17 protein-coding genes are annotated in these 22680 nt (G+C 73.1%); 6 read left to right on the top strand and 11 right to left on the bottom strand.

The features are described from left to right. Positions 1 to 96: 96 nt before the first annotated feature. The 6 genes from sucD to ACZ6K0_RS03245 all read right to left on the bottom strand — a co-directional run bounded on the left by sucD (position 97) and on the right by ACZ6K0_RS03245 (position 7947). Complete coding sequence (sucD, locus tag ACZ6K0_RS03270; protein ID WP_376401514.1) at positions 97 to 981, bottom strand: succinate--CoA ligase subunit alpha; 885 nt, start codon at positions 979 to 981, stop codon at positions 97 to 99. Between the two features lie 19 nt (positions 982 to 1000). Then, entirely contained in the window at positions 1001 to 2179 is a 1179-nt protein-coding gene (gene sucC, locus ACZ6K0_RS03265; RefSeq protein WP_376401512.1) for an ADP-forming succinate--CoA ligase subunit beta, read from the bottom strand. 468 nt (positions 2180 to 2647) lie between these two features. Next, a complete protein-coding gene (locus tag ACZ6K0_RS03260; protein WP_376401509.1) occupies positions 2648 to 3841 on the bottom strand; it encodes a VWA domain-containing protein in 1194 nt (397 codons plus the stop codon). Then, positions 3838 to 6210, bottom strand: a complete 2373-nt coding sequence (locus ACZ6K0_RS03255; protein WP_469229499.1) for a DUF5682 family protein — start codon at positions 6208 to 6210, stop codon at positions 3838 to 3840. The genes ACZ6K0_RS03260 and ACZ6K0_RS03255 overlap by 4 nt, the downstream gene beginning before the upstream one ends. Further along, positions 6207 to 7364: an ATP-binding protein gene (locus ACZ6K0_RS03250; RefSeq protein ID WP_376413556.1), complete on the bottom strand. Its 1158-nt coding sequence runs from the start codon at positions 7362 to 7364 to the stop codon at positions 6207 to 6209. The genes ACZ6K0_RS03255 and ACZ6K0_RS03250 overlap by 4 nt, the downstream gene beginning before the upstream one ends. A 169-nt stretch (positions 7365 to 7533) precedes the next feature. After that, positions 7534 to 7947, bottom strand: a complete 414-nt coding sequence (locus tag ACZ6K0_RS03245; RefSeq protein ID WP_376413558.1) for a hypothetical protein — start codon at positions 7945 to 7947, stop codon at positions 7534 to 7536. Between the two features lie 127 nt (positions 7948 to 8074). Here ACZ6K0_RS03245 and ACZ6K0_RS03240 point away from each other — a divergent pair, with 127 nt between their 5' ends. Further along, complete coding sequence (locus ACZ6K0_RS03240; RefSeq protein WP_469229496.1) at positions 8075 to 9421, top strand: SWIM zinc finger family protein; 1347 nt, start codon at positions 8075 to 8077, stop codon at positions 9419 to 9421. A gap of 37 nt (positions 9422 to 9458) precedes the next feature. After that, entirely contained in the window at positions 9459 to 11207 is a 1749-nt protein-coding gene (locus tag ACZ6K0_RS03235; protein WP_469229494.1) for a DUF5691 domain-containing protein, read from the top strand. A gap of 91 nt (positions 11208 to 11298) precedes the next feature. On the opposite strand, the gene ACZ6K0_RS03230 is transcribed toward ACZ6K0_RS03235, so the two are convergent. Beyond that, the gene (locus tag ACZ6K0_RS03230) at positions 11299 to 11706 is read right to left on the bottom strand and encodes a cobalamin B12-binding domain-containing protein (RefSeq protein ID WP_024758053.1); all 408 of its coding nucleotides are present in this window, start codon (positions 11704 to 11706) and stop codon (positions 11299 to 11301) included. Between the two features lie 301 nt (positions 11707 to 12007). Between ACZ6K0_RS03230 and ACZ6K0_RS03225 the strand changes: the two genes are divergently transcribed. Together ACZ6K0_RS03225 and ACZ6K0_RS03220 are read left to right on the top strand one after the other, a co-directional pair. Further along, complete coding sequence (locus tag ACZ6K0_RS03225) at positions 12008 to 12865, top strand: esterase/lipase family protein (protein WP_469229493.1); 858 nt, start codon at positions 12008 to 12010, stop codon at positions 12863 to 12865. A 229-nt stretch (positions 12866 to 13094) separates the two neighbouring features. Next, positions 13095 to 14687, top strand: coding sequence for a M23 family metallopeptidase (locus ACZ6K0_RS03220; RefSeq protein WP_469229491.1), 1593 nt, complete (start codon positions 13095 to 13097; stop codon positions 14685 to 14687). A 63-nt stretch (positions 14688 to 14750) separates the two neighbouring features. Here ACZ6K0_RS03220 and pcrA read toward each other — a convergent pair whose 3' ends face one another. Together pcrA and ACZ6K0_RS03210 are read right to left on the bottom strand one after the other, a co-directional pair. Beyond that, positions 14751 to 17198, bottom strand: coding sequence for a DNA helicase PcrA (gene pcrA, locus ACZ6K0_RS03215; protein WP_376413567.1), 2448 nt, complete (start codon positions 17196 to 17198; stop codon positions 14751 to 14753). A 112-nt stretch (positions 17199 to 17310) separates the two neighbouring features. Next, a complete protein-coding gene (locus ACZ6K0_RS03210) occupies positions 17311 to 17664 on the bottom strand; it encodes a hypothetical protein (RefSeq protein WP_376412688.1) in 354 nt (117 codons plus the stop codon). Between the two features lie 345 nt (positions 17665 to 18009). On the opposite strand from ACZ6K0_RS03210, the gene ACZ6K0_RS03205 reads away from it, so the two are divergent. Further along, entirely contained in the window at positions 18010 to 19155 is a 1146-nt protein-coding gene (locus tag ACZ6K0_RS03205) for a C40 family peptidase (protein ID WP_469229489.1), read from the top strand. A gap of 30 nt (positions 19156 to 19185) precedes the next feature. Here the strand turns inward: ACZ6K0_RS03205 and ACZ6K0_RS03200 are convergent, their stop codons facing one another. Together ACZ6K0_RS03200 and ACZ6K0_RS03195 are read right to left on the bottom strand one after the other, a co-directional pair. After that, on the bottom strand, positions 19186 to 19908 hold the full coding sequence (locus ACZ6K0_RS03200; protein ID WP_376412694.1) for a LuxR C-terminal-related transcriptional regulator: 723 nt from the start codon (positions 19906 to 19908) through the stop codon (positions 19186 to 19188). Beyond that, a complete protein-coding gene (locus ACZ6K0_RS03195) occupies positions 19905 to 21170 on the bottom strand; it encodes a PspC domain-containing protein (protein ID WP_376412698.1) in 1266 nt (421 codons plus the stop codon). The genes ACZ6K0_RS03200 and ACZ6K0_RS03195 overlap by 4 nt, the downstream gene beginning before the upstream one ends. A 156-nt stretch (positions 21171 to 21326) precedes the next feature. On the opposite strand from ACZ6K0_RS03195, the gene ACZ6K0_RS03190 reads away from it, so the two are divergent. After that, on the top strand, positions 21327 to 22664 hold the full coding sequence (locus tag ACZ6K0_RS03190; RefSeq protein ID WP_469229486.1) for a PspC domain-containing protein: 1338 nt from the start codon (positions 21327 to 21329) through the stop codon (positions 22662 to 22664). Positions 22665 to 22680: the final 16 nt, after the last annotated feature.

The following is a 22680-nucleotide window of genomic DNA, read 5'->3' as shown; positions in this document are numbered from 1 at the left end:
CGATGAGGCCGTGTACGCGAGTGGGCCCCGCCCCCGCCCGGTTTCCCGGGAGGGGCGGGGCCCACTCGCGTACTGCTGGTGCTCCTGCTGCCGGTGTCAGCCCGCGAGGATCGCGCGCGCCAGCTTGGCCGTCTCGGTCGGCGTCTTGCCGACCTTGACGCCCGCGGCCTCAAGGGCCTCCTTCTTCGCCTGGGCCGTGCCGGAGGAGCCGGAGACGATGGCGCCGGCGTGGCCCATGGTCTTGCCCTCGGGCGCGGTGAAGCCCGCGACGTAGCCGACGACCGGCTTGGTGACGTTGGCCTTGATGAAGTCGGCCGCACGCTCCTCGGCGTCGCCGCCGATCTCACCGATCATGACGATCAGCTCGGTGTCGGGGTCCGCCTCGAACGCCGCGAGGGCGTCGATGTGCGTGGTGCCGATGACCGGGTCGCCACCGATGCCGACGGCGGACGTGAAGCCGATGTCACGGAGCTCGTACATCATCTGGTACGTCAGCGTGCCGGACTTCGAGACCAGGCCGATGCGGCCCGGCTTCGTGATGTCGCCCGGGATGATGCCGGCGTTGGACTGGCCCGGGGTGATGAGACCGGGGCAGTTCGGGCCGATGATCCGGGTCTTGTTGCCCTTCGACTGCGCGTACGCCCAGAAGGCGGCGGAGTCGTGGACGGCGATGCCCTCGGTGATCACGACGGCCAGCGGGATCTCGGCGTCGATCGCCTCGACCACGGCGGCCTTGGCGAAGGCCGGCGGGACGAAGAGGACGGACACGTCGGCGCCCGTCTCCTTCATCGCCTCGGCGACGGAGCCGAAGACCGGGACCTCGGTGCCGTCGAAGTCGACGGTCGTGCCGGCCTTGCGCGGGTTCACGCCACCGACGATGTTGGTGCCGTCAGCCAGCATGAGCTTGGTGTGCTTCATGCCCGTGGCACCGGTCATGCCCTGGACGATGACCTTGCTGTCCTTGGTCAGGAAGATAGCCATGGTGTTCTGACCTCGTCCCTTACTTCGCAGCCGCGAGCTCGGCGGCCTTGTCGGCCGCGCCGTCCATGGTGTCCACACGCTGCACGAGCGGGTGGTTCGCGTCCGACAGGATCTTGCGACCCAGCTCCGCGTTGTTGCCGTCGAGGCGCACGACGAGCGGCTTGGTGACCTCTTCGCCCTTCGAGGCGAGGAGCTCCAGAGCCTGGACGATGCCGTTGGCGACCTCGTCACAGGCGGTGATGCCACCGAAGACGTTGACGAACACGGACTTGACGTCCGGGTCGCCCAGGATGATCTCCAGGCCGTTCGCCATGACCTCGGCGGAGGCGCCGCCACCGATGTCGAGGAAGTTGGCCGGCTTCACGCCGCCGTGGTTCTCACCGGCGTACGCGACGACGTCCAGGGTCGACATGACCAGGCCGGCGCCGTTGCCGATGATGCCGACCTCGCCGTCCAGCTTGACGTAGTTGAGGTTCTTGGCCTTGGCGGCAGCCTCGAGCGGGTTGGCTGCGGCCTTGTCCTCGAGCGCCTCGTGGTCGGGCTGGCGGAACTCGGCGTTCTCGTCGAGAGACACCTTGCCGTCCAGGGCCAGGATGCGGCCGTCCTTGGTCTTCACGAGCGGGTTGACCTCGACGAGGAGCGCGTCCTCGGCGACGAAGGTGTCCCACAGGGTCACCATGGCCTCGGCGACACCCTCGGCCACGTCGGCCGGGAACTTCGCCAGGGCCACGATCTCGCGGGCCTTCTCGATGCTCACGCCCTCGACGGCGTTGACCGGGACCTTCGCGAGGGCCTCGGGGGTCTTCTCCGCGACCTCCTCGATGTCCATGCCGCCCTGCACCGACGCCATGGCGAGGAAGGTGCGGTTGGTGCGGTCGAGGAGGTACGAGACGTAGTACTCCGCCTCGATCTCCGGGGACAGCTCGGCGATCATCACCTTGTGGACCGTGTGGCCCTTGATGTCCATGCCGAGGATGTCGGTCGCACGGGCGACGGCCTCGTCGGCCGTGGCCGCCAGCTTGACGCCGCCGGCCTTGCCTCGGCCACCGACCTTTACCTGCGCCTTGACGACCGACTTGCCGCCAAGACGCTCGGTGGCCTCGCGCGCCGCCTCAGGCGTGTCGATGACTTCACCGGCCAGCACCGGTACACCGTGCTTGGCGAAGAGGTCCCTCGCCTGGTACTCGAACAGGTCCACGCGCGTCCGTCCCTTTTCTGATGATCGCGGTTCGTTGTCTGCGTGGGCGTGCCGCGAAGGGCAACGTGACTGCGCTGTCACAAGGGAGGCGTACACGGTGACCGTGAAGACGCGGCATGTCCGTCTCGCAGGTTATCCCCGAGGGACGTAGGTCCCTAAATCGCAGGTCACAACGGAGCGGTGATACGGGTCACAGAATGTAGGGGGCACGGGGCGGTCCGTAGGGGTTGCGGAGTGGAGGTGCCTGCCCTTCGCAGCAGGCGGGGACTGGGCTCCCGGTCCCTCACGACGCGCCAGGGAGCGAAGTGAGGGCCTCCCGGAGGGTGGTGTGATATGAGCCTCAGTCACCCCCGGAGCACCCGTGCGGGTGGTCCTGGGGCTGCGGATTCCGTACCTGGCGGACGAGTCGGCGCCGCACCTGGCGGGCAGGCCGGCCGCGCACTCGGCGGGCAGGCCCGCACCACCCGGTCAGGCGGTCGGTATCGGCAGCGGGCGCGTCTCCAGGGCGGCGGCCATGATCTCGGGGAACAGGTCGGGGGTGCAGGCGAAGGCGGGGACGCCGAGCGCGGCGAGCGCCGCCGCGTGGTCGCGGTCGTAGGCGGGGGCGCCCTCGTCGGAGAGGGCGAGCAGCGCGACGAACTGGACGCCGGAGGCCTTCATCGCCGCGACCCGCTTCAGCATCTCGTCGCGGATGCCCCCCTCGTACAGATCGCTGATGAGGACGACCACGGTGTCGGCGGGGCGGCCGATCTTCGTCTGGCAGTGGGCGAGGGCGCGGTTGATGTCGGTGCCGCCTCCGAGCCGGGTGCCGAAGAGGACGTCGACCGGGTCGTCGAGCCGGTCGGTCAGGTCGACGACGGCCGTGTCGAAGACGACGAGGCGGGTGGCGATCGACCGCATGGAGGCGAGCACCGCGCCGAAGACCGCCGCGTAGACGACGGAGGCCGCCATGGAGCCGGACTGGTCGATGCAGAGGACGACCTCCTTCCGTACCGCCCGGGAGGAGCGCCCGTGGCCGACGAGCCGCTCCGGGACGACGGTGCGGTGCTCGGGCAGGTAGTTCTTGAGGTTGGCGCGGATCGTGCGGTCCCAGTCGATGTCCCGGTGCCGGGGGCGGCTGATCCGGGCCGAGCGGTCGAGGGCGCCGGTGAGCGTGGCGCGGGTGCGGGTCGCGAGGCGCTTCTCCAGGTCGTCGACGACCTTCCGTACGACGGCCCGGGCGGTCTCCCTGGTGGTCTCCGGCATCGCCTTGTCGAGGGAGAGCAGGGTGCCGACGAGGTGGACGTCGGCCTCGACGGCCTCCAGCATCTCCGGCTCCAGGAGGAGCGTGGCGAGGCCGAGGCGGTCGATCGCGTCGCGCTGCATGACCTGGACGACGGAGGTGGGGAAGTACGTCCGGATGTCGCCGAGCCAGCGGGCGACGGAGGGCGCGGAGGCGCCGAGCCCGCCCGAGCGGTCCCTTCCCCTGGTGTCGGGCCTGCTCTCGCGGCCGTAGAGCGCGGTGAGGGCGCCGTCCATGGCGGCGTCGGTGCCGGTGAGCGCGCGGCCGGTGCCGTCGGCGTCCCCGCCGCCCAGGACCAGCCGCCAGCGGCGGAGCCGCTCGTCGTCCGGGTCCGCCGCCGTGAGTCCGGTGCTCGTGCTCGTGCTCGTGCTCGTGCTCATGCGGCGGTCTCCGTTCCGGGGATTCCGAGGATGAGGTGGAGGAGGGGCAGGACGCCGTCCGCCCGTTCCCGGTCGAGTGCGGCGGCGAAGCCGGGTACGCCGCCGGGCGTCGCGCGGCCCGGGCCGTCGGGCTTCGGGCCGCGCGCGACGAGCTCGCCGAGGGTGCGGCGGACACCCGGCTCGTATCCGGAGAAGGTGCGGCGCAGCAGCGGCAGGACGTCGGTGAAGGCCGCGGGCGGTACGGACGTGAGCCAGGTGTCGACCAGGCCGAGCAGGCGCTCGTCGTGGACGAGGAGCAGTCCGCCGCCGGACGCCCCGCCGACGAATCCCTCGATCCAGGCGGCGGCGTCCTGTGGCGGGGCGCCGGGCGAGAGGGCGCGGCTCATGAGCGGTGCGGCCTCGTCCTCGGTGAGCCGTCCCTCGTCGAGGAGGAGGCGGGCGGCCCGGCCGCGCAGGACGCCGGGCACGCGGTCGCGTCCGGCGAGCCGGTGCAGGACGCCCGCCCAGCGGTCGGCCGGCCGCGCCGTGTCGGGCAGCAGGACGAGGGCCTGGTGGACCTCGTCGATCCGGTCGCGCATGGCGGTGGCGGCGTCGGCGTCGAGTCCGGCGCAGGCGGGCGGCAGGCCGACGCAGATCCGCTCGGCGAGCCCGGCGGCGACCTCGGCGAGAGCGGCCGTGTCGGTGCCGCGGACGTCGCCGTAGCGCAGGGAGCGGGCCAGGGCGGGGAGGGCCTGGGCGAGGTGGGTGACGTCGGTGTCGAGCGCGGCCCGGTCGGCGAGGGCCCGCATCACCACGGGCAGGGCGTCGGCGAGTCCGGCGAGGAGGCACTGTTCGGCGAGGGCGGTGATGTCGGCGAGGGCGGTCGCGGCCAGGGCCCGGGACTCGGCCTTGGCGATGGCGGCGGCCTCGACGGTGGTGCCCCAGACTCCGGCCTCGGCGACATGGACGTGCAGTTCGGGCTCCCAGCGCAGCCGCCAGGTCTCCCGGAAGGTGCCGGTGCCGGCCCGTCCGGCGGCCGGGGTGCCCCAGTCGACGCCGAGGAGTCGCAGCCGGTGCAGCAGCCGGCTGCGGGCGGCGTCGGTCTCCTTGCGGAGGTCGAGGTCGAGCTCGCGCTGTTGCGCCTCGGGTTTGAGGCGCAGGGAGCGCTGGAGGCGGCTCAGGTCGCGCTGGAGGGGTACGGCGGGCGCGCCGGCCGGGACCTCGCCGAGGACGTCGCCGACGACGAGGCGGTCGCGGACGAGGTCGAGCGGCACGTCGGAGCCCTCGCACAGGACGGCGCGGACGGCGTCCGTCGTCTCGTCGAGTCCCGGGTGCGGGCGGCCGCGCAGGGCGGCGAGGGTCTCGGCGAGGCGGACGGCCTCGATGACGTGGGCGGTGGAGACGAGGTGGTCCTCCGCCCTGAGGAGTCCGGCGACCTTGGTCATCCAGCGTTCGACGGGCCGGTCGGGGGCGGTGAAGAGGTGGCCGTACCAGCCGGGGGCCTCGATGCCCGCGCCGTAGCCGGAGCGCCGGGCGAGCCTGCGGTGGGTCCAGGGGACCCAGGTGAGCTCGGTCTTCACCTTGGGCAGGCCCTTGAGGAGGGCGCGGTCGGCGGCGACGGTGGTCTTCCGGGTGAGGGCGGGGACGTGCCAGGCTCCGCAGACGACGGCGACCTCGTCGCCGAACTCCTTGTGGGCGGCGCGCAGCTGGAGCCGCATGTACGCCTCGCGGACGAGGTCGTGGGGGTGGCCGCCGTGTCCGTACGCCTCGCGCAGGGCGCCCATGGCCTCGGCGAGGGCCTCGAAGGGTGCGACGGGGTCGTCGTCGCCGCGCAGTTCGACGACGTCCTCCCACCACTGCTCGGCGCTGTCGTGGCCGGCTGTCCCGGCGATCCCGGCGATCCTGGCGAGTTCGGCGAGGGGGTCGATCCGGTGCCCGGCGGCGTCGGCGTCCGTGCCCCCGTCGGCCCCCTCGCCGTCGGCCCAGGTGGGGTCGGCGGCGGCGAGGGTGTGGGCGGCGGGCAGGTCGACGAAGCGGACGGCGGCGCCCCGGTCGAGGGCCCAGCGGATCGCGACCCACTCGGGTGAGAACTCGGCCATCGGCCAGAACGCGGCCCGCCCGGGGTCGTCCACGGCGTGGGCGAGCAGGGCGACGGGGGGCCGCATGGCCTCGTCCCCGGCGAGGGCGACGAGCGCGTCGGCCTCGGCGGGGCCTTCGACGAGCACGACGGCGGGCTTCTCCGCCTCCAGGGCGGCCCGTACGGCGCGCGCCGAGCCGGGTCCGTGGTGCCGCACGCCGAGCAGCAGGGGCCGCCCGCGCCGCCCGCCGGCGCCGGCCCTGATCGCGCCACGGCCGGGTCCGGGGCCCGGGGCCGTGGTGGTGGGCGTCATGCGCTCACCTCGCGGCAGGCGCGGTAGAAGTCCTTCCAGCCGTCTCTCTCCCTGACCACGGTCTCCAGGTACTCCTGCCAGACGACCCGGTCGGCCGCCGGGTCGCGGACGACGGCGCCGAGGATCCCGGCGGCGATGTCCCCGGGGCGCAGGACGCCGTCGCCGAAGTGGGCGGCGAGCGCGAGGCCGCCGGTGACGACGGAGATGGCCTCGGCCGTGGAGAGCGTCCCCGAGGGGGATTTGACCTTCGTCCGCCCGTCGGTGGTGACGCCGTCGCGCAGTTCGCGGAAGACGGTGACGACGCGGCGGATCTCGTCCGCGCCGGCCGGCACGGCGGGCAGGGCGAGGGAGCGGCCGATCTGTTCGACGCGCCGGGCCACGATGTCGACCTCGGCTTCGGGGGTCGCGGGCAGCGGCAGCACCACGGTGTTGAAGCGGCGGCGCAGGGCGCTGGAGAGTTCGTTGACGCCCCGGTCGCGGTCGTTGGCCGTGGCGATGAGGTTGAAGCCGGGGACGGCCTGCACCTCCTGGCCCAGTTCCGGGATCGGCAGGGTCTTCTCGGACAGGATCGTGATGAGCGTGTCCTGCACGTCGGCGGGGATGCGGGTGAGTTCCTCGACGCGGGCGGTCATGCCCCGCGCCATCGCCCGCATCACGGGGCTCGGCACGAGGGCGTCGCGGCTGGGGCCGTGGGCGAGGAGCCGCGCGTAGTTCCAGCCGTACCGGACGGCTTCCTCCGGTGTGCCCGCGGTGCCCTGGACGAGGAGCGTGGAGTCACCGCTGACGGCGGCGGCGAGGTGCTCGGAGACCCAGGTCTTCGCGGTGCCGGGCACGCCGAGCAGCAGGAGCGCCCGGTCGGTGGCGAGCGTGGTGACGGCGACCTCGACGATGCGGCGCGGTCCGACGTACTTGGGTGTGATCACCGTCCCGTCGGGGAGCGTGCCGCCGAGGAGATAGGTGGCGACGGCCCAGGGCGAGAGGTGCCAGCGGGCGGGCCGCGGCCGGTCGTCGGCGGCGGCGAGTGCGGTGAGTTCGTCGGCGAAGGCGTGCTCTGCGTGCGGCCTCAGGGCTTCCGCTGTGGCCTCGGGCAGGCCCGGTCCGGTGTCCGTCTCGACACCGTAACCGGGCTGCGCGACAGTTTCGGGCACGGTCATGGATCCCCCTCCAGATCGATCGACCTGTTGTGCGATCCACGGTGCACCATCCCACTGACAATCGGCCGTCACCGCTGGTCAACGGCCCTGCGAGGAGGGCGGGTCGAGGACGGGCCGAGAGTGTGTCAGTGGTGTTCCGAGGGTGGGTCGGTGGTGGGCCGAGGGTGGGTCAGCCCACGATCGGGGAGACGGCGACGCAGCCGCCCGCCATCGCCTGCTCGCCCTTGGACTCCTTGATGACCTTGCCCTGGTAGACGACCTTGCAGGTGAGGCTCGCGGGGTCGAGCGAGATCGGCATGACGGCCGGCGGCATGATGCCGTGCAGCTTCACCGTCTTCTTCCACGGCGTGGTGGGCTTCTTCTCCGACTCGACCTTCGGCGCCACGGCGCTGCCGTCGCCGGCGTGGAAGTCGATGGACTCGATGCTCTTGCCGCTGACCTCGTACGTGACCTCGTAGGCCTCGGTGACGGCCTTGTCGACCTGGTCGACGGCCTTCTCCGCGGCCTCCGAGCAGGCCCCGAGGCCGAGGGCGAGCCCGGCGACGGCGAGGGCCGAGGCGGCGGTACGGACGGTGCGCTTCATGAGGGGGTCCCCCTGGACATGTGGTGCTGATCTTCGGTACGCGCAGAGAATCGTAAAGAAAGAGTAAAGTCAAATCCCTTTTCCGAGGCCAGGGGCGTTGTCAGTGGCGGCGTCTACGGTCGGTGACATGAATGCCATGGGGGTGCGCTGGACGGCTGATCAGGTGCTGGCACTGGCTCCTGACGACGCCTCACGCAGAGCGGGGAGCAGTCTGGGCACGGCCGGGTCGTGGTCGGGCACGGGCCGGGGCGAAGGGGCCGTCTGGGGCCTGTGCGGGGGCAGCGGCGGCCGGTCGTACGAGACGGCCGTCGACCTCACGGAGCCCGCGTACCTGTGCGGTTGCCCCAGCCGGAAGCTCCCCTGCAAGCACGCCCTGGGACTGCTGCTGCTCCAGGCGTCCGACGCGGCGGCGGTGGCGGAGGGCACCCCGCCGGAGTGGGCGGGACCGTGGCTCGCGAAGCGCCGGGAGCGTGCCGCGAGCGCGCCCCGGCCGGCCGGGGCCGGCGCCGCCGGGACCACGGCGGATCCCGAGGCGGCGCGCCGCAGGGCCGAGCGCAGGGCGGCGCGGATCACCGCGGGCGCGCAGGAGTTGGAGCAGCGGCTCGCCGATCTGCTGCGCGGCGGCCTGGCCACGGCCGAGCAGGCCGGGTACGGACTGTGGGAGGAGACCGCGGCCCGCATGGTCGACGCCCAGGCGCCCGGGCTCGCGGGCCGGGTCCGGGAGCTGGGCGCGATACCGGGCTCGGGCCCCGGCTGGCCCGTGCGGCTCCTGGAGGAGTGCGCGCTGACCCACCTCCTCGACCGGGCCTGGCTCGCCGCCGACCGGCTCCCCGCCGACTTCGCCACGACCGTGCGGACCCGGGTCGGCCTCACCGCCCCGGCCGACGGCGTCCCGGTGCGCGACCACTGGCTCGTCCTCGCGCAGTACGACACGGCCGACGCCCGGCTGACCACCCGGCGCGTCTGGCTCTACGGCACCTCGACCGGACGGACGGCGCTCCTCCTCTCCTTCGGCGCGGCCGGCCGGGCCCCCGGCCTGGCGCTTCCCGTGGGCGCGCTCCTCGACGGCGAGCTGACCCCGCACGCGGGCGCCGGGCGGCTGCGCGCGGAGCCGGGCGAGCACTTCGTCCCGGTCGGCGCCCCCGTCACCCCGCCCCCGGGCGGACCGGTGGGCGAGGCCCTCGGCGCGTACGGACGGGCACTGCACGAGGACCCGTGGCTGGACTCCTGGCCCGTGACGCTGCGCCAGGTCGTCCCGGCGCGGGCGGAGTACGGCTGGCAGCTCGCCGACGCGGACGGCCGCGAGGCCCTGCCGCTGACGCCCGCCGCGCAGAACCGGCCCGGACTCTGGCGCCTCGTCGCCCTCTCCGGCGGCGCCCCCTTGACCGTCTTCGGGGAGTGCGGCCACCGGGGATTCACCCCGCTCGCCGCCTGGTCACCGGAGGCCCCGGCCGAGACGGTCCCCCTCATATGACGGCCCACCACCTCCCCGGACCACACGGAGGACCCCGATGAACACGCGCGCGACCACACCGGCCTCACCCGTCCCGTACGCCGCGGGGTCCGACGGTGACGGTGACGACGGCGCTCGCGTCTGGGAGGAGCTCGTCACCTCCGCGCTGCTCGGCACGGACCGACGGCCGCCCACGGTCCTCACCGGAGCGCCGGGCTCAGGCACGGCGGGCACGCCGGGCGCGGGCACGGCGGGCTCAGGCACGCCCGGATCGGGCACGGCGGGCGCGGCCATGGCGGGCGCGCTGCTCGACACCGCCGCGCTGCACACCGTACGACGCAGGGCGGGGCTTCGCCCCGGGCCCGCCGCGCCCCCGCTCGACCCCGCACCGGAGGACCCGCGCCGGCCGCTGCCCGAGGCGGCCCGGCGGCGGCTCGACCAGCTCCTCGCCGGGCGGGCCGCGCCGTCGCCCGCCGCCGGGAGGCGCGGGGCCGCTCCCGACCTCGCCGAACTGCTGCCCCAGTGGCTGACCCTCGCCAACGAGCGCGGATACAAGGCGCCGCCGGCCACCCTGCCCGCCCTTCTCGACGCGGCCAGGGCCCGCACCGATCTGCGGCCCCAGGCCCTCCGGCTCGCCGGACCGCGCGGCCTGTGGCTGGCCGGCCTCAACCCCGAGTGGCGGTTCGCGCTACGGGGCACGGGCGCGGCCCGCCGCCTGCCGGCCCCCGGGGACACCGAGGGCATCAGGGTGTTGTGGGACGAGGGCCTGTTCGCCGAGCGGGTCGCGCTGCTCGCGGCCGTACGGACCGAGGACCCGGCGGCCGGGCTCGCCCTCCTCGCGTCCACCTGGTCCGCGGAGCGGGCGGAGGACCGGCTGATGTTCCTGGACTCGCTGCGGGCCGGACTCTCCGACGCGGACGAGGAGTTCCTGGAGGCGGCCCTCGCCGACCGCAGTCGCAACGTCCGCGCCACCGCCGCCGAGCTGCTCTCCGCCCTGCCCGCCTCGGCGTTCGCGGGCCGGATGGCCGGCCGGGCCGCCACCTGCGTCGGCCTCGACCGGACGGCGGAGTCGCCCACGATCTCCGTCGAGGCCCCGCACGAGTGCGACACGGCGATGCAGGGGGACGGTGTCGTGGCGACCCCGCCGGCGGGGCGGGGCGAGCGTTCCTGGTGGCTGGGCCAGCTCGTCGAGGCGGCGCCCCTCTCCTGCTGGCCCGCCCGGTTCGGCGGCCGGACCCCGGAGGAGATCGTGGCGCTGCCCGTCGCCGACGACTGGCAGGGCGAACTGCACGCCGCCTGGTGCCGGGCGGCCGTACGGCAGCGGGACGCGTCCTGGTCGCGCGCGCTGCTCGGCGCCCCCGCGATCCCGCCCGCGACGGGCCCCGGAACCTCGTCCCTGGCCGAGCGGGCACAGCTCCTGGCGACGCTCCCGGCGGACGAACGGGCGCGCTGGGTCGCCGCCTTCGTCGCCGCGCACGGCCTGTCGGAGGCGTTCCAGCTGCTCGGCGTCTGCGCCGTGCCGTGGGCCGAGCCGCTGGGCGCCGCGGTGATCGACGCGCTCGACATCGCGCGGGACGCGGGCAGTTACCCGTGGAGCTTCAGCGGGGTGATGGGCCTCGCGGAGCGTTGCCTCGCCCCGGAGGCGGCGCGGCAGCTGGACTCCCTGACGGCCCTTCCCGAAGAGGAGGAGGACACCGCCCCCGGCGCGGGCGGCTACTGGTCCGAGGCCTTCCAGCGCCTGGTCTCCACGCTCCGGCTCCGCGCGGCGATGCGCGCCGAGCTCACCGAGCCCGGCACCGACGGCTGACGGCCGACGGCCAACAGCTGACAGCGACAGGCCGATATGCCGAAGGGCCCTCCCCGAAGGGAGGGCCCTGGCAAGCGGGTGCGAGAAGCGGTCAGGCCGCCACGCGGACGTTCGCGTTCACCCAGTCGACGATGGACGCGGTCGTCGCGCCCGGCGTGAAGATCTCCGCCACGCCCTTCTCCTTCAGCGGCGCGATGTCCGCGTCCGGGATGATGCCGCCGCCGAAGACCTTGATGTCCTCCGCGTCACGGTCCTTCAGCAGCTCCAGGACCTTCACGAAGAGCGTGTTGTGCGCGCCCGAGAGGATGGAGAGACCGATCGCGTCGGCGTCCTCCTGGATCGCGGTGTCGACGATCTGCTCGGGCGTCTGGTGGAGACCGGTGTAGATGACCTCCATACCGGCATCGCGCAGTGCCCGCGCGATCACCTTGGCCCCGCGATCGTGGCCGTCGAGACCCGGCTTGGCGACCACCACGCGGATCGGACCGGTCACACCCATCACTGCCTCCACATGCGACCCCCGCGCTTGATTGCCGGGGAGGTGAACGAACGTTATCGCCAGCATCCCGCAACCGGCCGTTTCACGGTGGCGAGCGAGGGGGAAATCACACGTGGGACATGTTCGCTCTGCGCCGTTCCCCGCTTCGGGCCCTCCTCCTGGGCCCACCAGCCGCAAGCGGGGCCCGGTCGCAGGGGAGCCGCGACGAGGTCGCCGTACCTCCGCGCCGCCGTCCGTGCGGCGCGGGTGTACGGCGTACCGCCGTATCGTCCGGCCCCGCGTGCCGCTCGGGAGGTCGGCGATGGAGCTCTCCAAGGTCACCGCCCTGATGAAGGCCACTGCCCTGGAGCTCGCGATCCTCACCGGGCATCTCGTCCTCTATCCCTCCGGGATCGCGGCCGAGCGCCTCTCCCCCACCGCGCGCGCCACCGACCCGTCCACCGGCCCCTCCACCGGCCCGCCCACCGGCCCCGAAGCGACGATCGCCTCCGGCCTGCGCCCGGTCGTCCTCCTGCACGGCTTCGTCGACAACCGCTCCGTCTTCGTCCTGCTGCGCCGCGCGCTCACCCGGCACGGCCGTGACTGCGTCGAGTCGGTGAACTACTCGCCGCTCACGTGCGACCTGCGGAGCGCCGCCGAGCTGCTCGGGCGGCGGGTGGAGGAGATCCGCGCCCGCACGGGACACGCCGAGGTCGACATCGTCGGGCACAGCCTGGGCGGGCTCATCGCCCGCTATTACGTACAGCGCCTGGGCGGTGACACCCGGGTGCGCACCCTGGTCATGCTCGGCACCCCGCACTCCGGCACCACCGTGGCCCCGCTCGCCGACGCGCATCCGCTGGTGCGGCAGATGCGCCCCGGTTCGGCGGTACTGCGGGAGCTGGCCGGCCCGGCGCCCGGCTGCCGGACCCGGTTCGTGAGTTTCTGGAGCGACCTCGACCAGGTGATGGTGCCGGTCGAGACCGCGCGCCTCGACCACCCCGATCTCGACGTGCACAACGTCCGCGTCAGCGGTATCGGTCATCTCGCGCTGCCCGTCCATCCGACGGTGGCGGCCGGGGTCCTCGACGCCCTGGACGCCGGCGGACCGGTCGCTCCGGTTGCCCGGGGCGCTCGGGGCGCTCACGAAGGGGAGCCGGGCGCCGCTTCCGTCGCCTGACGTCTGCTCGCCAGACCCCGTTCTTCGAACGTTCCTCGAACACAAGGCCAAAGCTCTCTCCCTGAGCTGGCGAAAGACGGCCGATTGCCCGTTTCCTGCGGGACCAAACCCCTCCGAAGATTGTCGGCTGCGCATACCGCCGGGTACAGTCGCGCCACTGCTTCCCCCGGGACACCCCTCATGGGGCCCGCCCCGGAATGGTCCTGCTGCCGAGGCGAGAGAGACGTTGGTGAACGACCAGCAACCCCACGCCGGGTACGTCGGAGACGACGCCCACACCACAGGCAGCTTCGCCGTCGACCCGCTGTTCGGCGCCTACCCCGCGGGTCAGGCCGACCACAGCGGCCAGTGGGATTTCGGCCAGTACGGGATGACCGGCCAGTACGACACCACGGGTCAGCAGCAGTACGACACGACCGGCCAGTGGGACACCACGAGCCAGTGGCAGGCAGCCGACACGTACGGCAGCACCACCCCTCACACGGCATACGACACCGGTGGCCAGCAGTACGACACCACCGGGCAGTGGGACGCCTCCGCCTGGACCGACGCCCAGCAGACCGGCCAGTACGAGACCGTCCACTCCGGCGCGTACGCCGCCCAGGGCGCGTACGGGTACGAGGCCTACGACGCCACCGGCCAGTGGGCGGCCCCCGCCTTCGCGACCGAGACCGGCGCCTACGACGCGACCGCCTGGAACCAGGCGGCCCCGGAGGCCGAGCCGCTCGTCCCGCAGCAGTACACCCCCCAGCCGGAACACACCGCCGAGTTCGCGTTCGACTTCGCCGAGCCGGCGGCGCAGGCCGAGTACGCCTACGCCGACGACCTCGTGGACGTCGGCGACGTCACCGTCCACGCCGACACGGCCCACGACACGGCCCGCGACGCCGCCTTCGACGCCGCCGAGGACTTCACCCCCGCCGAGTACGCCGCCGAGCCTGCCGACGAACCCGCCGAGTACGCCGAATACACCGAGTACACCGAGTACACCGACGAGCCCGCCGCCGAGCTCCGTACGGAGACCCCGCTCGCGGGCCGCCCCGTGCGCCGCGGTTCGGGCAGCAGCCGCGGCCGCCGTCGTACGCCCGCCAAACGGTCCGCCCTGCTGACCGTCGCCGTCCCCTCCGCCTGCGTCATGGGCGTCGCCGGCATCGCCGCCGCCTCCGTCGGCGGGCTCACCAACCCCACCACCGACGGCGGCACGAAGGACAACACCACCGCCCTCGCCGCGGCCGACCCCGGCTCCGTCAAGCAGGTCGCCGCCAACAGCGCGCTGGACACCCAGCTCGCCGCGCTCAGCGAGGACGCCCGCGACTTCGGCGACCGCGCGAGCCGCACCCAGGAGCGCATCGACCTCAAGGCCCGCCAGGCGGCCGACAAGAAGAAGCGCGAGGAGGAAGCGGCCCGCAAGGAGGCGCTGCGCCCCAAGTACATGCTGCCGGTGGAACTCCACCGCCTCAGCGCGCGCTTCGGCCAGTCCGGCGTCAACTGGATGTCCGTGCACACCGGCATCGACTTCCCCGTCCAGACCGGCACGCCCGTGATGGCCGCCACGGACGGCACCGTCCGCACCCAGCTGAACAGCGCCTACGGCAACATGGTGATCGTGACCGCCCCCGACGGCACCGAGACCTGGTACTGCCACCTCAGCAGCGCCAAGATCCGCTACGGCCAGGTCAAGGCCGGCGACGTCATCGCGTACTCCGGCGACACCGGCAACTCCACCGGCCCGCACCTCCACTTCGAGGTCCGGCCGGGCGGCGGCTACGCCATCGACCCGCTGGCCTGGCTGCGCAGCCACGGTCTCGACCCGACCAGCTGACCTTCACCCGCCGTACGCGAGAGGGCCCCGGCCGAAGCCGGGGCCCTCTCGCGTACGCACGCGCTACAGCTTCTCGACCGGCGCGTACCGCAGGAGCAGCCGCTTCGGCTTCTCGTCGCCGAAGTCGATCGTCGCCTGGGCGTCCGCGCCGACTCCCGTCACCGCGGTCACCGTGCCCAGACCGAACTGGTCGTGCGTGACGCGGTCGCCGATCTGGAGGGAGATCACCGGCTTCTCACCGGCGCGCCGCGTGGCGAAGCCCGAGGGGCCGGAACGCGAACGGGACGAGGAGAGCGAGGAGATGATGCCCGAGGTCGGCCCGGCGGGCTTCGCCATCGGACCGGTCCGCTTCCACTCCAGGTACGCGGGCGGGATCTCCTCCAGGAAGCGCGAAGCCGGGTTGTACGAGGGCTGGCCCCAGGCGCTGCGCATCGACGAACGGGTGAGGTAGAGGCGCTCGCGGGCGCGCGTGATGCCGACGTACGCGAGGCGCCGCTCCTCCTCCAGCTCCTTCGCCTGCCCGAGGGCGCGCATGTGCGGGAAGACGCCGTCCTCCATGCCCGTGAGGAACACGACCGGGAACTCCAGGCCCTTGGCGGTGTGCAGCGTCATCAGCGTGATGACGCCCCGGCCCTCCTCGTCCTCGTCCGGGATCTGGTCGGAGTCGGCGACGAGGGCGACCTTCTCCAGGAACTCGGCGAGGGTCGCGGGCTCCTCGCCGCGCTCCTGCTCGAATTCGAGGGCGACGGCGGCGAGTTCCTGGAGGTTCTCGATCCGGGTCTCGTCCTGCGGGTCGGTCGAGGCCTGGAGCTCGGCCAGGTAGCCCGTGCGCTCCAGGACGGCCTCCAGGACGACGGCGGGGCCGGCGCCGGACTCGACGACGGTGCGCAGCTCGTCCATCAGCGCGTTGAACCGCTTCACGGCGTTCGCCGAACGCGCGGCCATGCCGTACGCCTCGTCGACCCGCTTGAGGGCCTGCGGGAAGGTGATCTTCTCGCGGAGGGAGAGGGCGTCGATCATCGCCTCGGCGCGGTCGCCGATGCCCCGCTTGGGCACGTTGAGGATGCGGCGCAGCGGGACGTTGTCCTCGGGGTTGGCGAGGACGCGGAGGTACGCGAGGACGTCCCGGACCTCCTTGCGCTCGTAGAAGCGCACGCCGCCGACGACCTTGTAGGGCAGTCCGACGCGGATGAAGATCTCTTCGAAGACGCGGGACTGGGCGTTGGTGCGGTAGAAGACGGCGACGTCGCCGGCCTTGGCCTCGCCGGTGTCCGTGAGCCGGTCGATCTCGTCGGCGACGAACTGCGCCTCGTCGTGCTCGGTGTCGGCGACGTAGCCGGTGATCTGCGCGCCCGCGCCCGCGTTCGTCCAGAGGTTCTTGGGGCGGCGGGACTCGTTGCGCTCGATGACGGCGTTGGCCGCGGAGAGGATCGTCTGCGTGGAGCGGTAGTTCTGCTCCAGGAGGATCGTCGTCGCGTCCGGGTAGTCCTCCTCGAACTGGAGGATGTTGCGGATGGTCGCGCCGCGGAAGGCGTAGATCGACTGGTCGGCGTCGCCGACGACGCACAGCTCGGCCGGGCCGAGGTCCTCGTAGCCGGTGCCGACGAGCTCCCGTACGAGGGTGTACTGGGCGTGGTTGGTGTCCTGGTACTCGTCGACGAGGACGTGGCGGAAGCGGCGGCGGTAGTGCTCGGCGACGTCGGGGAACGCCTGGAGCAGGTGGACCGTCGTCATGATGATGTCGTCGAAGTCCAGGGCGTTGGCCTCGCGCAGCCGCGCCTGGTACATCCGGTACGCCTCGGCGAGCGTCTTCTCGAAGCCGTCGACGGCCTGGTCGGCGAAGCTCTCCTCGTCGATCAGCTCGTTCTTGAGGTTCGAGATCTTGGCGCTGAACGACTTCGGCGGGAACTTCTTCGGGTCGAGGTCCAGGTCGCGGCAGACCAGGGACATCAGCCGCTTGGAGTCGGCGGCGTCGTAGATCGAGAAGGAGGAGGTGAAGCCGAGCCGCTTCGACTCGCGGCGCAGGATGCGGACGCACGCGCTGTGGAAGGTCATGACCCACATGGCGTTGGCGCGCGGGCCGACGAGCTGCTCGACGCGCTCCTTCATCTCGCCGGCGGCCTTGTTGGTGAAGGTGATCGCCAGTATCTGGCCGGGGTGGACGTGCCGCGTGCCCAGGAGGTGGGCGATGCGGTGGGTGAGCACCCGGGTCTTTCCGGAGCCGGCTCCGGCGACGATGAGCAGCGGGGTGTCGGTGTGGACGACGGCGGCGCGCTGCTGTTCGTTCAGCCCGTCCAGGAGCGCGGCGGGATCCACGACGGGGCGCGCCGCGCCGTCGCGGTAGTACGCGTCGCGGGGCGGGGGCGCGTCGAAGTGCTCCCCGAAGAGGTCGTGCGGGACCTCGTCCGGGGTCGGGGCGCCGTGCTCGTCGTCCTCGGGCGGGGGCGGGGCCTCCGCCGAGGAGTGGTTCTGGAGGCCGGCCAGGAAGCTGTCGTCAAAGAGGCTGCTCATCGCCTCACGAGTCTAGGACGCCCCACCGACATCCGGGTCCGCCTTGGGGACGGCCTTCGTCACGCTCCCCCGGGAACGCGTCCGGGAACGCGTCGCGCGCCCCCTGGACGGGTCACGTCCAGAGGGTCGCGATGAAGATGTTCGCCGTGGTCAGGGCGCCGACGGCGGCGAAGAGGCCCTTGTCGACCTTCTCCTCGTCCCGCTTGACGTAGACCAGGCCGAGGACGACGACGAGCACCGCCAGCTTGATGCCGATCTTGAGGTTGTTCACGGGCTGGTCGTCTGCCTGGTTGAGGCCGACGAGCGCGACGCCCGTGATCAGCATGACCAGCGCACCGTGCAGCATCGCGGGGGTGAAGCGGGCCGTACCGGCGCCCATCGCCTTCATCTGGGTGAGGAATCCGCCCAGGAGGGAGGCGATACCGATGATGTGCAGGGCGACGAAGACATTGATGAGTACGTCCATGGGCGGAGCCTAACCGGGGCCCTAGCACCGCTCGCCGGCCGGGTCCACTCACTCCGGCGCTTCGGTCGGTCGTCTGCCGCAATGTCCCCCGGCCCGTCACCCCGGACGGAAAAGTTCGGTCCATGTCCGTCACCTGACGCCAATAGCGGTCAAGTCACTGCCGGGGCGTGACCCCGGCGTTTAGCGTCCTCCAGCAGGTGGCCGGCTCCCACCACCGCCGGTCACCCGGCGGCTGCCGGCCATCCCCGCCAGGAAGACCCGGCGGCGGTCCGTCTCCCCTGTGCGGCCCGCCGTCGGCCCGGCGGGCACCGTTCCCCCGCAGGGAAGAGGATGTGACCCGCCCTCGTGGCAGCGCACCGAAAACCCAGGCAGTCCCCGCTCGGCGGCCAGGCGGTCCGCACCGCCGCCACCCTCGCCCTCGCCTCCGCGGCGACCGCCACGCTCTTCGAGGGGTCCGGGCACGCGGACCCGCGACTCACCACCGCCCAGGTCAAGGCGAAGGTCGACCGGCTCTACCAGGAGGCCGAGGTCGCGACGGAGAAGTACAACGGGGCGAAGGAGCAGGCCGACGCGTCCCGCGCGGCCTTCGACCGGCTGCGCGACGAGGCCGCCCGCAGGACCGAGCGGCTCAACACCGCGCGGGACGGACTCGGGGCCATGGCCGCCGCGCAGTACCGCTCCGGCGGTCTCGACCCCGCCGTGCAGCTCGCCCTCTCCTCCGATCCCGACGAGTACCTGGAGCGGGCCGCGCTCGCGGAGAAGGCCGGGGACCGGCAGGCGGCGGCCGTCACCGCCGTACGGCGCGAGCTCGGCGCGCTCCGGCAGCTGCGCGGCGAGGCCGCGGGCCGGCTCACCACGCTGCGCGGGCACGAGGAGGAACTGCGGCGCCAGAAGGCGGCCGTCGTCGGCAAGCTGGAGGCGGCCCGGACCCTGCTCGCCCGGCTGACCGCGGAGGAGCGCGCCCGGTACGACGCCGCCGTCGCGGCCCGGGACAGCGCCCGCGCCCCGGAAGCCACGGGAACGACCAGCGGCACGAACGGGGGCACGGGCACGACCGGGGCGGCCGCCGGAACGGGCGTCTCGCCTTCGGTGCGCGCCGATCGCTCCTCGGGCGGCGAGCGCGGTCCCGTGACCGCCCCGAACACCCGGGCCGCCGAGGCCGTCTCCTTCGCCCACGCCCAGCTCGGCAAGCCGTACGTGTGGGGGGCGACGGGGCCGTCCGCGTACGACTGCTCCGGGCTGACCCAGGCGGCCTGGCGCGCGGCCGGCGTCTCCCTGCCGCGCACGACGTACACCCAGATCAACGCCGGGCAGCGCGTCTCCCGCTCCCAGCTCGCCCCCGGTGACCTGATCTTCTTCTACTCGGGGATCAGCCACGTCGGTCTCTACATCGGCGGCGGCCGGATGATCCACGCCCCCCGCCCCGGCGCCCCGGTGCGGATCGCCCCGATCGACGAGATGCCCTTCGCCGGAGCGACCCGGGTCGGGTGAGCCCGGTGGCGTGAGCTCGGTGGCGTGAGCTCAGACCAGGCGGCGGGCGGTGGCCCAGCGGGTCAGCTCGTGGCGGTTGGAGAGCTGGAGCTTCCGCAGCACCGCCGAGACGTGCGACTCGACCGTCTTCACCGAGATGTAGAGCTGCTTGGCGATCTCCTTGTACGCGTAGCCGCGGGCGATCAGCCGCAGCACCTCCCGCTCCCGCTGCGTGAGCCGGTCCATGTCCTCGTCGACCGGCGGCGCGTCCGTCGAGGCGAAGGCGTCGAGGACGAAGCCGGCCAGTCGGGGGGAGAAGACGGCGTCGCCCTCCTGGACACGGAAGATCGAATCGACCAGGTCGGTGCCGGTGATCGTCTTCGTGACGTAGCCGCGGGCGCCGCCCCGGATCACCCCGATCACGTCCTCGGCCGCGTCCGAGACGGACAGGGCCAGGAAGCGGACCGGGTCCTCGGCGGCCGCCATCAGGTTCGCGCAGCGGCGCAGCACCTCGACGCCGCCGCCTCCCGGCAGGTGCACGTCGAGGAGGACGACCTCGGGTCGGGTCGCGGTGATGACCGTGACCGCCTGGTCGACGTCGGCGGCCTCGCCGACCACCTCGACCCCGGTGATCTCGGTCCGGCCGATCTCCGCCTGCACTCCCGTGCGGAACATGCGGTGGTCGTCGACGAGCACGACCCGCACCCGGCGTTCCGTCCCCGGCTCCGCCGCCCCCGCATCGGCCCCGGTCGCTGCCCCGGTCTCGTCGCTCATCCGTCCGCCCTCTCCATCTCAAGCTCCACTTCGGTGCCCCCGCCCGGCACGGACCGCAGCCGGGCCGAACCGCCGTTGCGCTGCATACGACCGATGATCGACTCCCGTACGCCCATCCGGTCCTCGGGCACCGCGTCCAGGTCGAAGCCCGGACCCCGGTCCCGCACCGAGACGAAGACCGTGCGGCCCTCGACCTCGGCGTACACCTGCACCGCCCCGCCCTCGCCACCGTACTTGGCGGCGTTCACCATCGCCTCGCGCGCGGCCTGCATCTGTGCGGTCAGTTTGTCGTCGAGCGGGCAGTCGCCGACGACGACCACCTCCAGCGGGACTCCGTGCTTGTCCTCGACCTCGGCCGCGGCCTTCTTCACCGCCTCCGCGAGGGTCGAGGGCTCCTCCTCGTCCCTGCCGGTTCCCTCGGGCTTGTAGAGCCAGTTCCGCAGCTCCCGCTCCTGCGCGCGGGCGAGCCGGCGCACCTCCCCCGCGTCGTCGGCGTTGCGCTGGATCAGTGTGAGGGTGTGGAGCACCGAGTCGTGGACGTGGGCCGCGACCTCGGCGCGCTCCTGCGCGCGGATGCGCATGGTCCGCTCCTCCGTGAGGTCCTGCGACATCCGGACCAGCCAGGGGCCGGCGAGCAGGGCTATCCCGGTGAGGACCGCGACGGAGGCGGTGAGCGCCGTCCCGAGCTGGGCGACGGAGCCCCGGACCACCAGGAAGACCGCGAGGCCCGTACCGACCAGGGCGACACCGACGAGTCCGCGGACGAGCTGGAGGGTGCGTCTGCGCTTTCCGGCATCGGTCCAGCTGGCCCGACGGGCGTTGTCCGCCTGGCGCCAGACGAGGACGACACCGACGCCTATGAGGAGGACGGGCCAGACGTACCGTCCGGACTCGTTGTCGACATTGACGTTCCCTACGAGGGCCGCGCCGCCGATCACGAGCGCGATCAGGGCGAAGACCTGTCCGCGGTCGGGCTTGCGCAGTCTGCGGCGGCCGTCCGGGGTGGTCTCGAAAACGGGGCGGGGTGCTGCCCGGCCGCCGACGCCGAGCGGAACGACTATCCAGAAGACCGCGTAGAGCAGGACGCCGAGGCCGTCCGTGAGGAAGAGCACCACGAACAGCGCGCGCACCCAGACGACCGGCAGTCCGAGGTGTCCCGCGAGGCCGCGTGCGACACCGCCGAGCCACCGCCCGTCGGCGCTCCGGTAGAGCCTGCGCACGGGTGGTTCGTCGGTCTCGGTGACACGAGCGGCTGCGGACATGCACCGATCGTCACACGTTCGGCCCGCCCCGGACATCAGGGTCGGCCCTGAGATCGTCCCTGGTAACGACTCAGGGGCGACGCCCCTCCGAATATCAGGGTCGGGCCAGGGTCGATCCCGGTGCCGCGGCGGGTCACGGGCCGTCACCATGGACGCATGACGAGTTCGAAGCCTTCGACCCACGAGGCCCCGCCGCCGGCGGAGGCCGATGCCTCGCTGCCTCTGCAGCGCTCGCGGAGCGGCAAGGTCGTGGGCGGGGTCTGCGCCGGCCTCGGCCGGCACTTCGACCTCGACCCGGTGATCTTCCGGATCACGGTCGGCGTGCTGTCCGTGACGGGCGGCGTCGGCCTGATCTTCTACGGCTTCGCGTGGCTGCTCGTCCCGCTCGCGGGCGAGGACGAGAACGAAGGACGCAGACTGCTGACCGGCCGGGTCTCCGGCGCCTGCCTGGCGGCCGTGTTCACGGCGCTGATCGGCTGCGGGGTCTTCCTGTCGATGCTGCGCAGCGGCTCGATGCTGGGATTCACGATGCTGCTGTCGCTCGCCGTGTGCGGAGCGGCCGTCTGGTCACGGCGGGCGAGGGGCGTGGGCGAGGAGACCCGGATCGAGGCGGCGGCCGCCGCCATGGTCGCGGAGGCACCCCCCGAGACCAAGGCCCCGCCCCGCTTCGTGCACCAGTCCTGGTGGAAGGACCCGATCGTGAAGGACGGATCGACGGGCCCGGTGGCGCTCGGCTACCTGTGGGGACCGCACGGCATCGTCGACAAGGACGGCAAGGTCGACGGCGAGGTGCCGAAGCCCGGCAGCCAGTGGGGGCCTGATCCCTCCCGCGCCGACCGGCCGATACCGTCCATCCGGCGGAGTCCGCTCTCCATTGCCGGTCTCGTCCATCTGCTCGCACTGCTCGCGGCCGTCGTCGGCACCGCGCTCACCTGGGAGTCCGAGCCGCTGGGCAGGAGTCTGGCGACGGGCCTCGTGGCCGCCCTCGCGGTGTTCGGCCTGGGCCTGGTCGTCAGCAGCTTCCTCGGCCGCACCGGCTTCGGGACGATCGTCCACACCGTGATCACGGCCTGCCTGCTCGCCGGGGCGGTCGCCCTGCCCGACGGGATCACCACGGACTGGGTCCGCGAGACGTGGAAGCCGGCCTCCGTCGCCGCGGTGCAGCCCCGCTACGAGCTGGGCAGCGGCGTGGGTCTGCTCGACCTGTCGGCGCTCCCGGTCCCCGCGGGCACGACCGTCGCCACCCAGGCCGAGGTCGGCGCGGGGCAGCTCAAGGTGGTCGTCCCGAAGGACGTGGTCGTGAAGCTCCACGCCGAGGTGGGGCTCGGCGACGTGCAGCTTCCCGGACAGCCCGCGGACGACATCGACATCGCCCCGGACCGGGTCGAGACCCGCACGATCGCCCCGCCGGCCGGGACCGTCCCGGCAGGCACGCTGGACCTCTCGCTCGAGGTCGGAATCGGACAGGTGGAGGTCACCCGTGCTGCTTCATGAGTTCCGCCCCGGCAGG

The sequence above is a fragment of the Streptomyces sp. NPDC042346 genome (assembly GCF_055581845.1).
The sequence above is the reverse complement of the archived record's forward strand: the minus strand, read 5'-3'. Positions and strand labels throughout refer to the sequence as shown.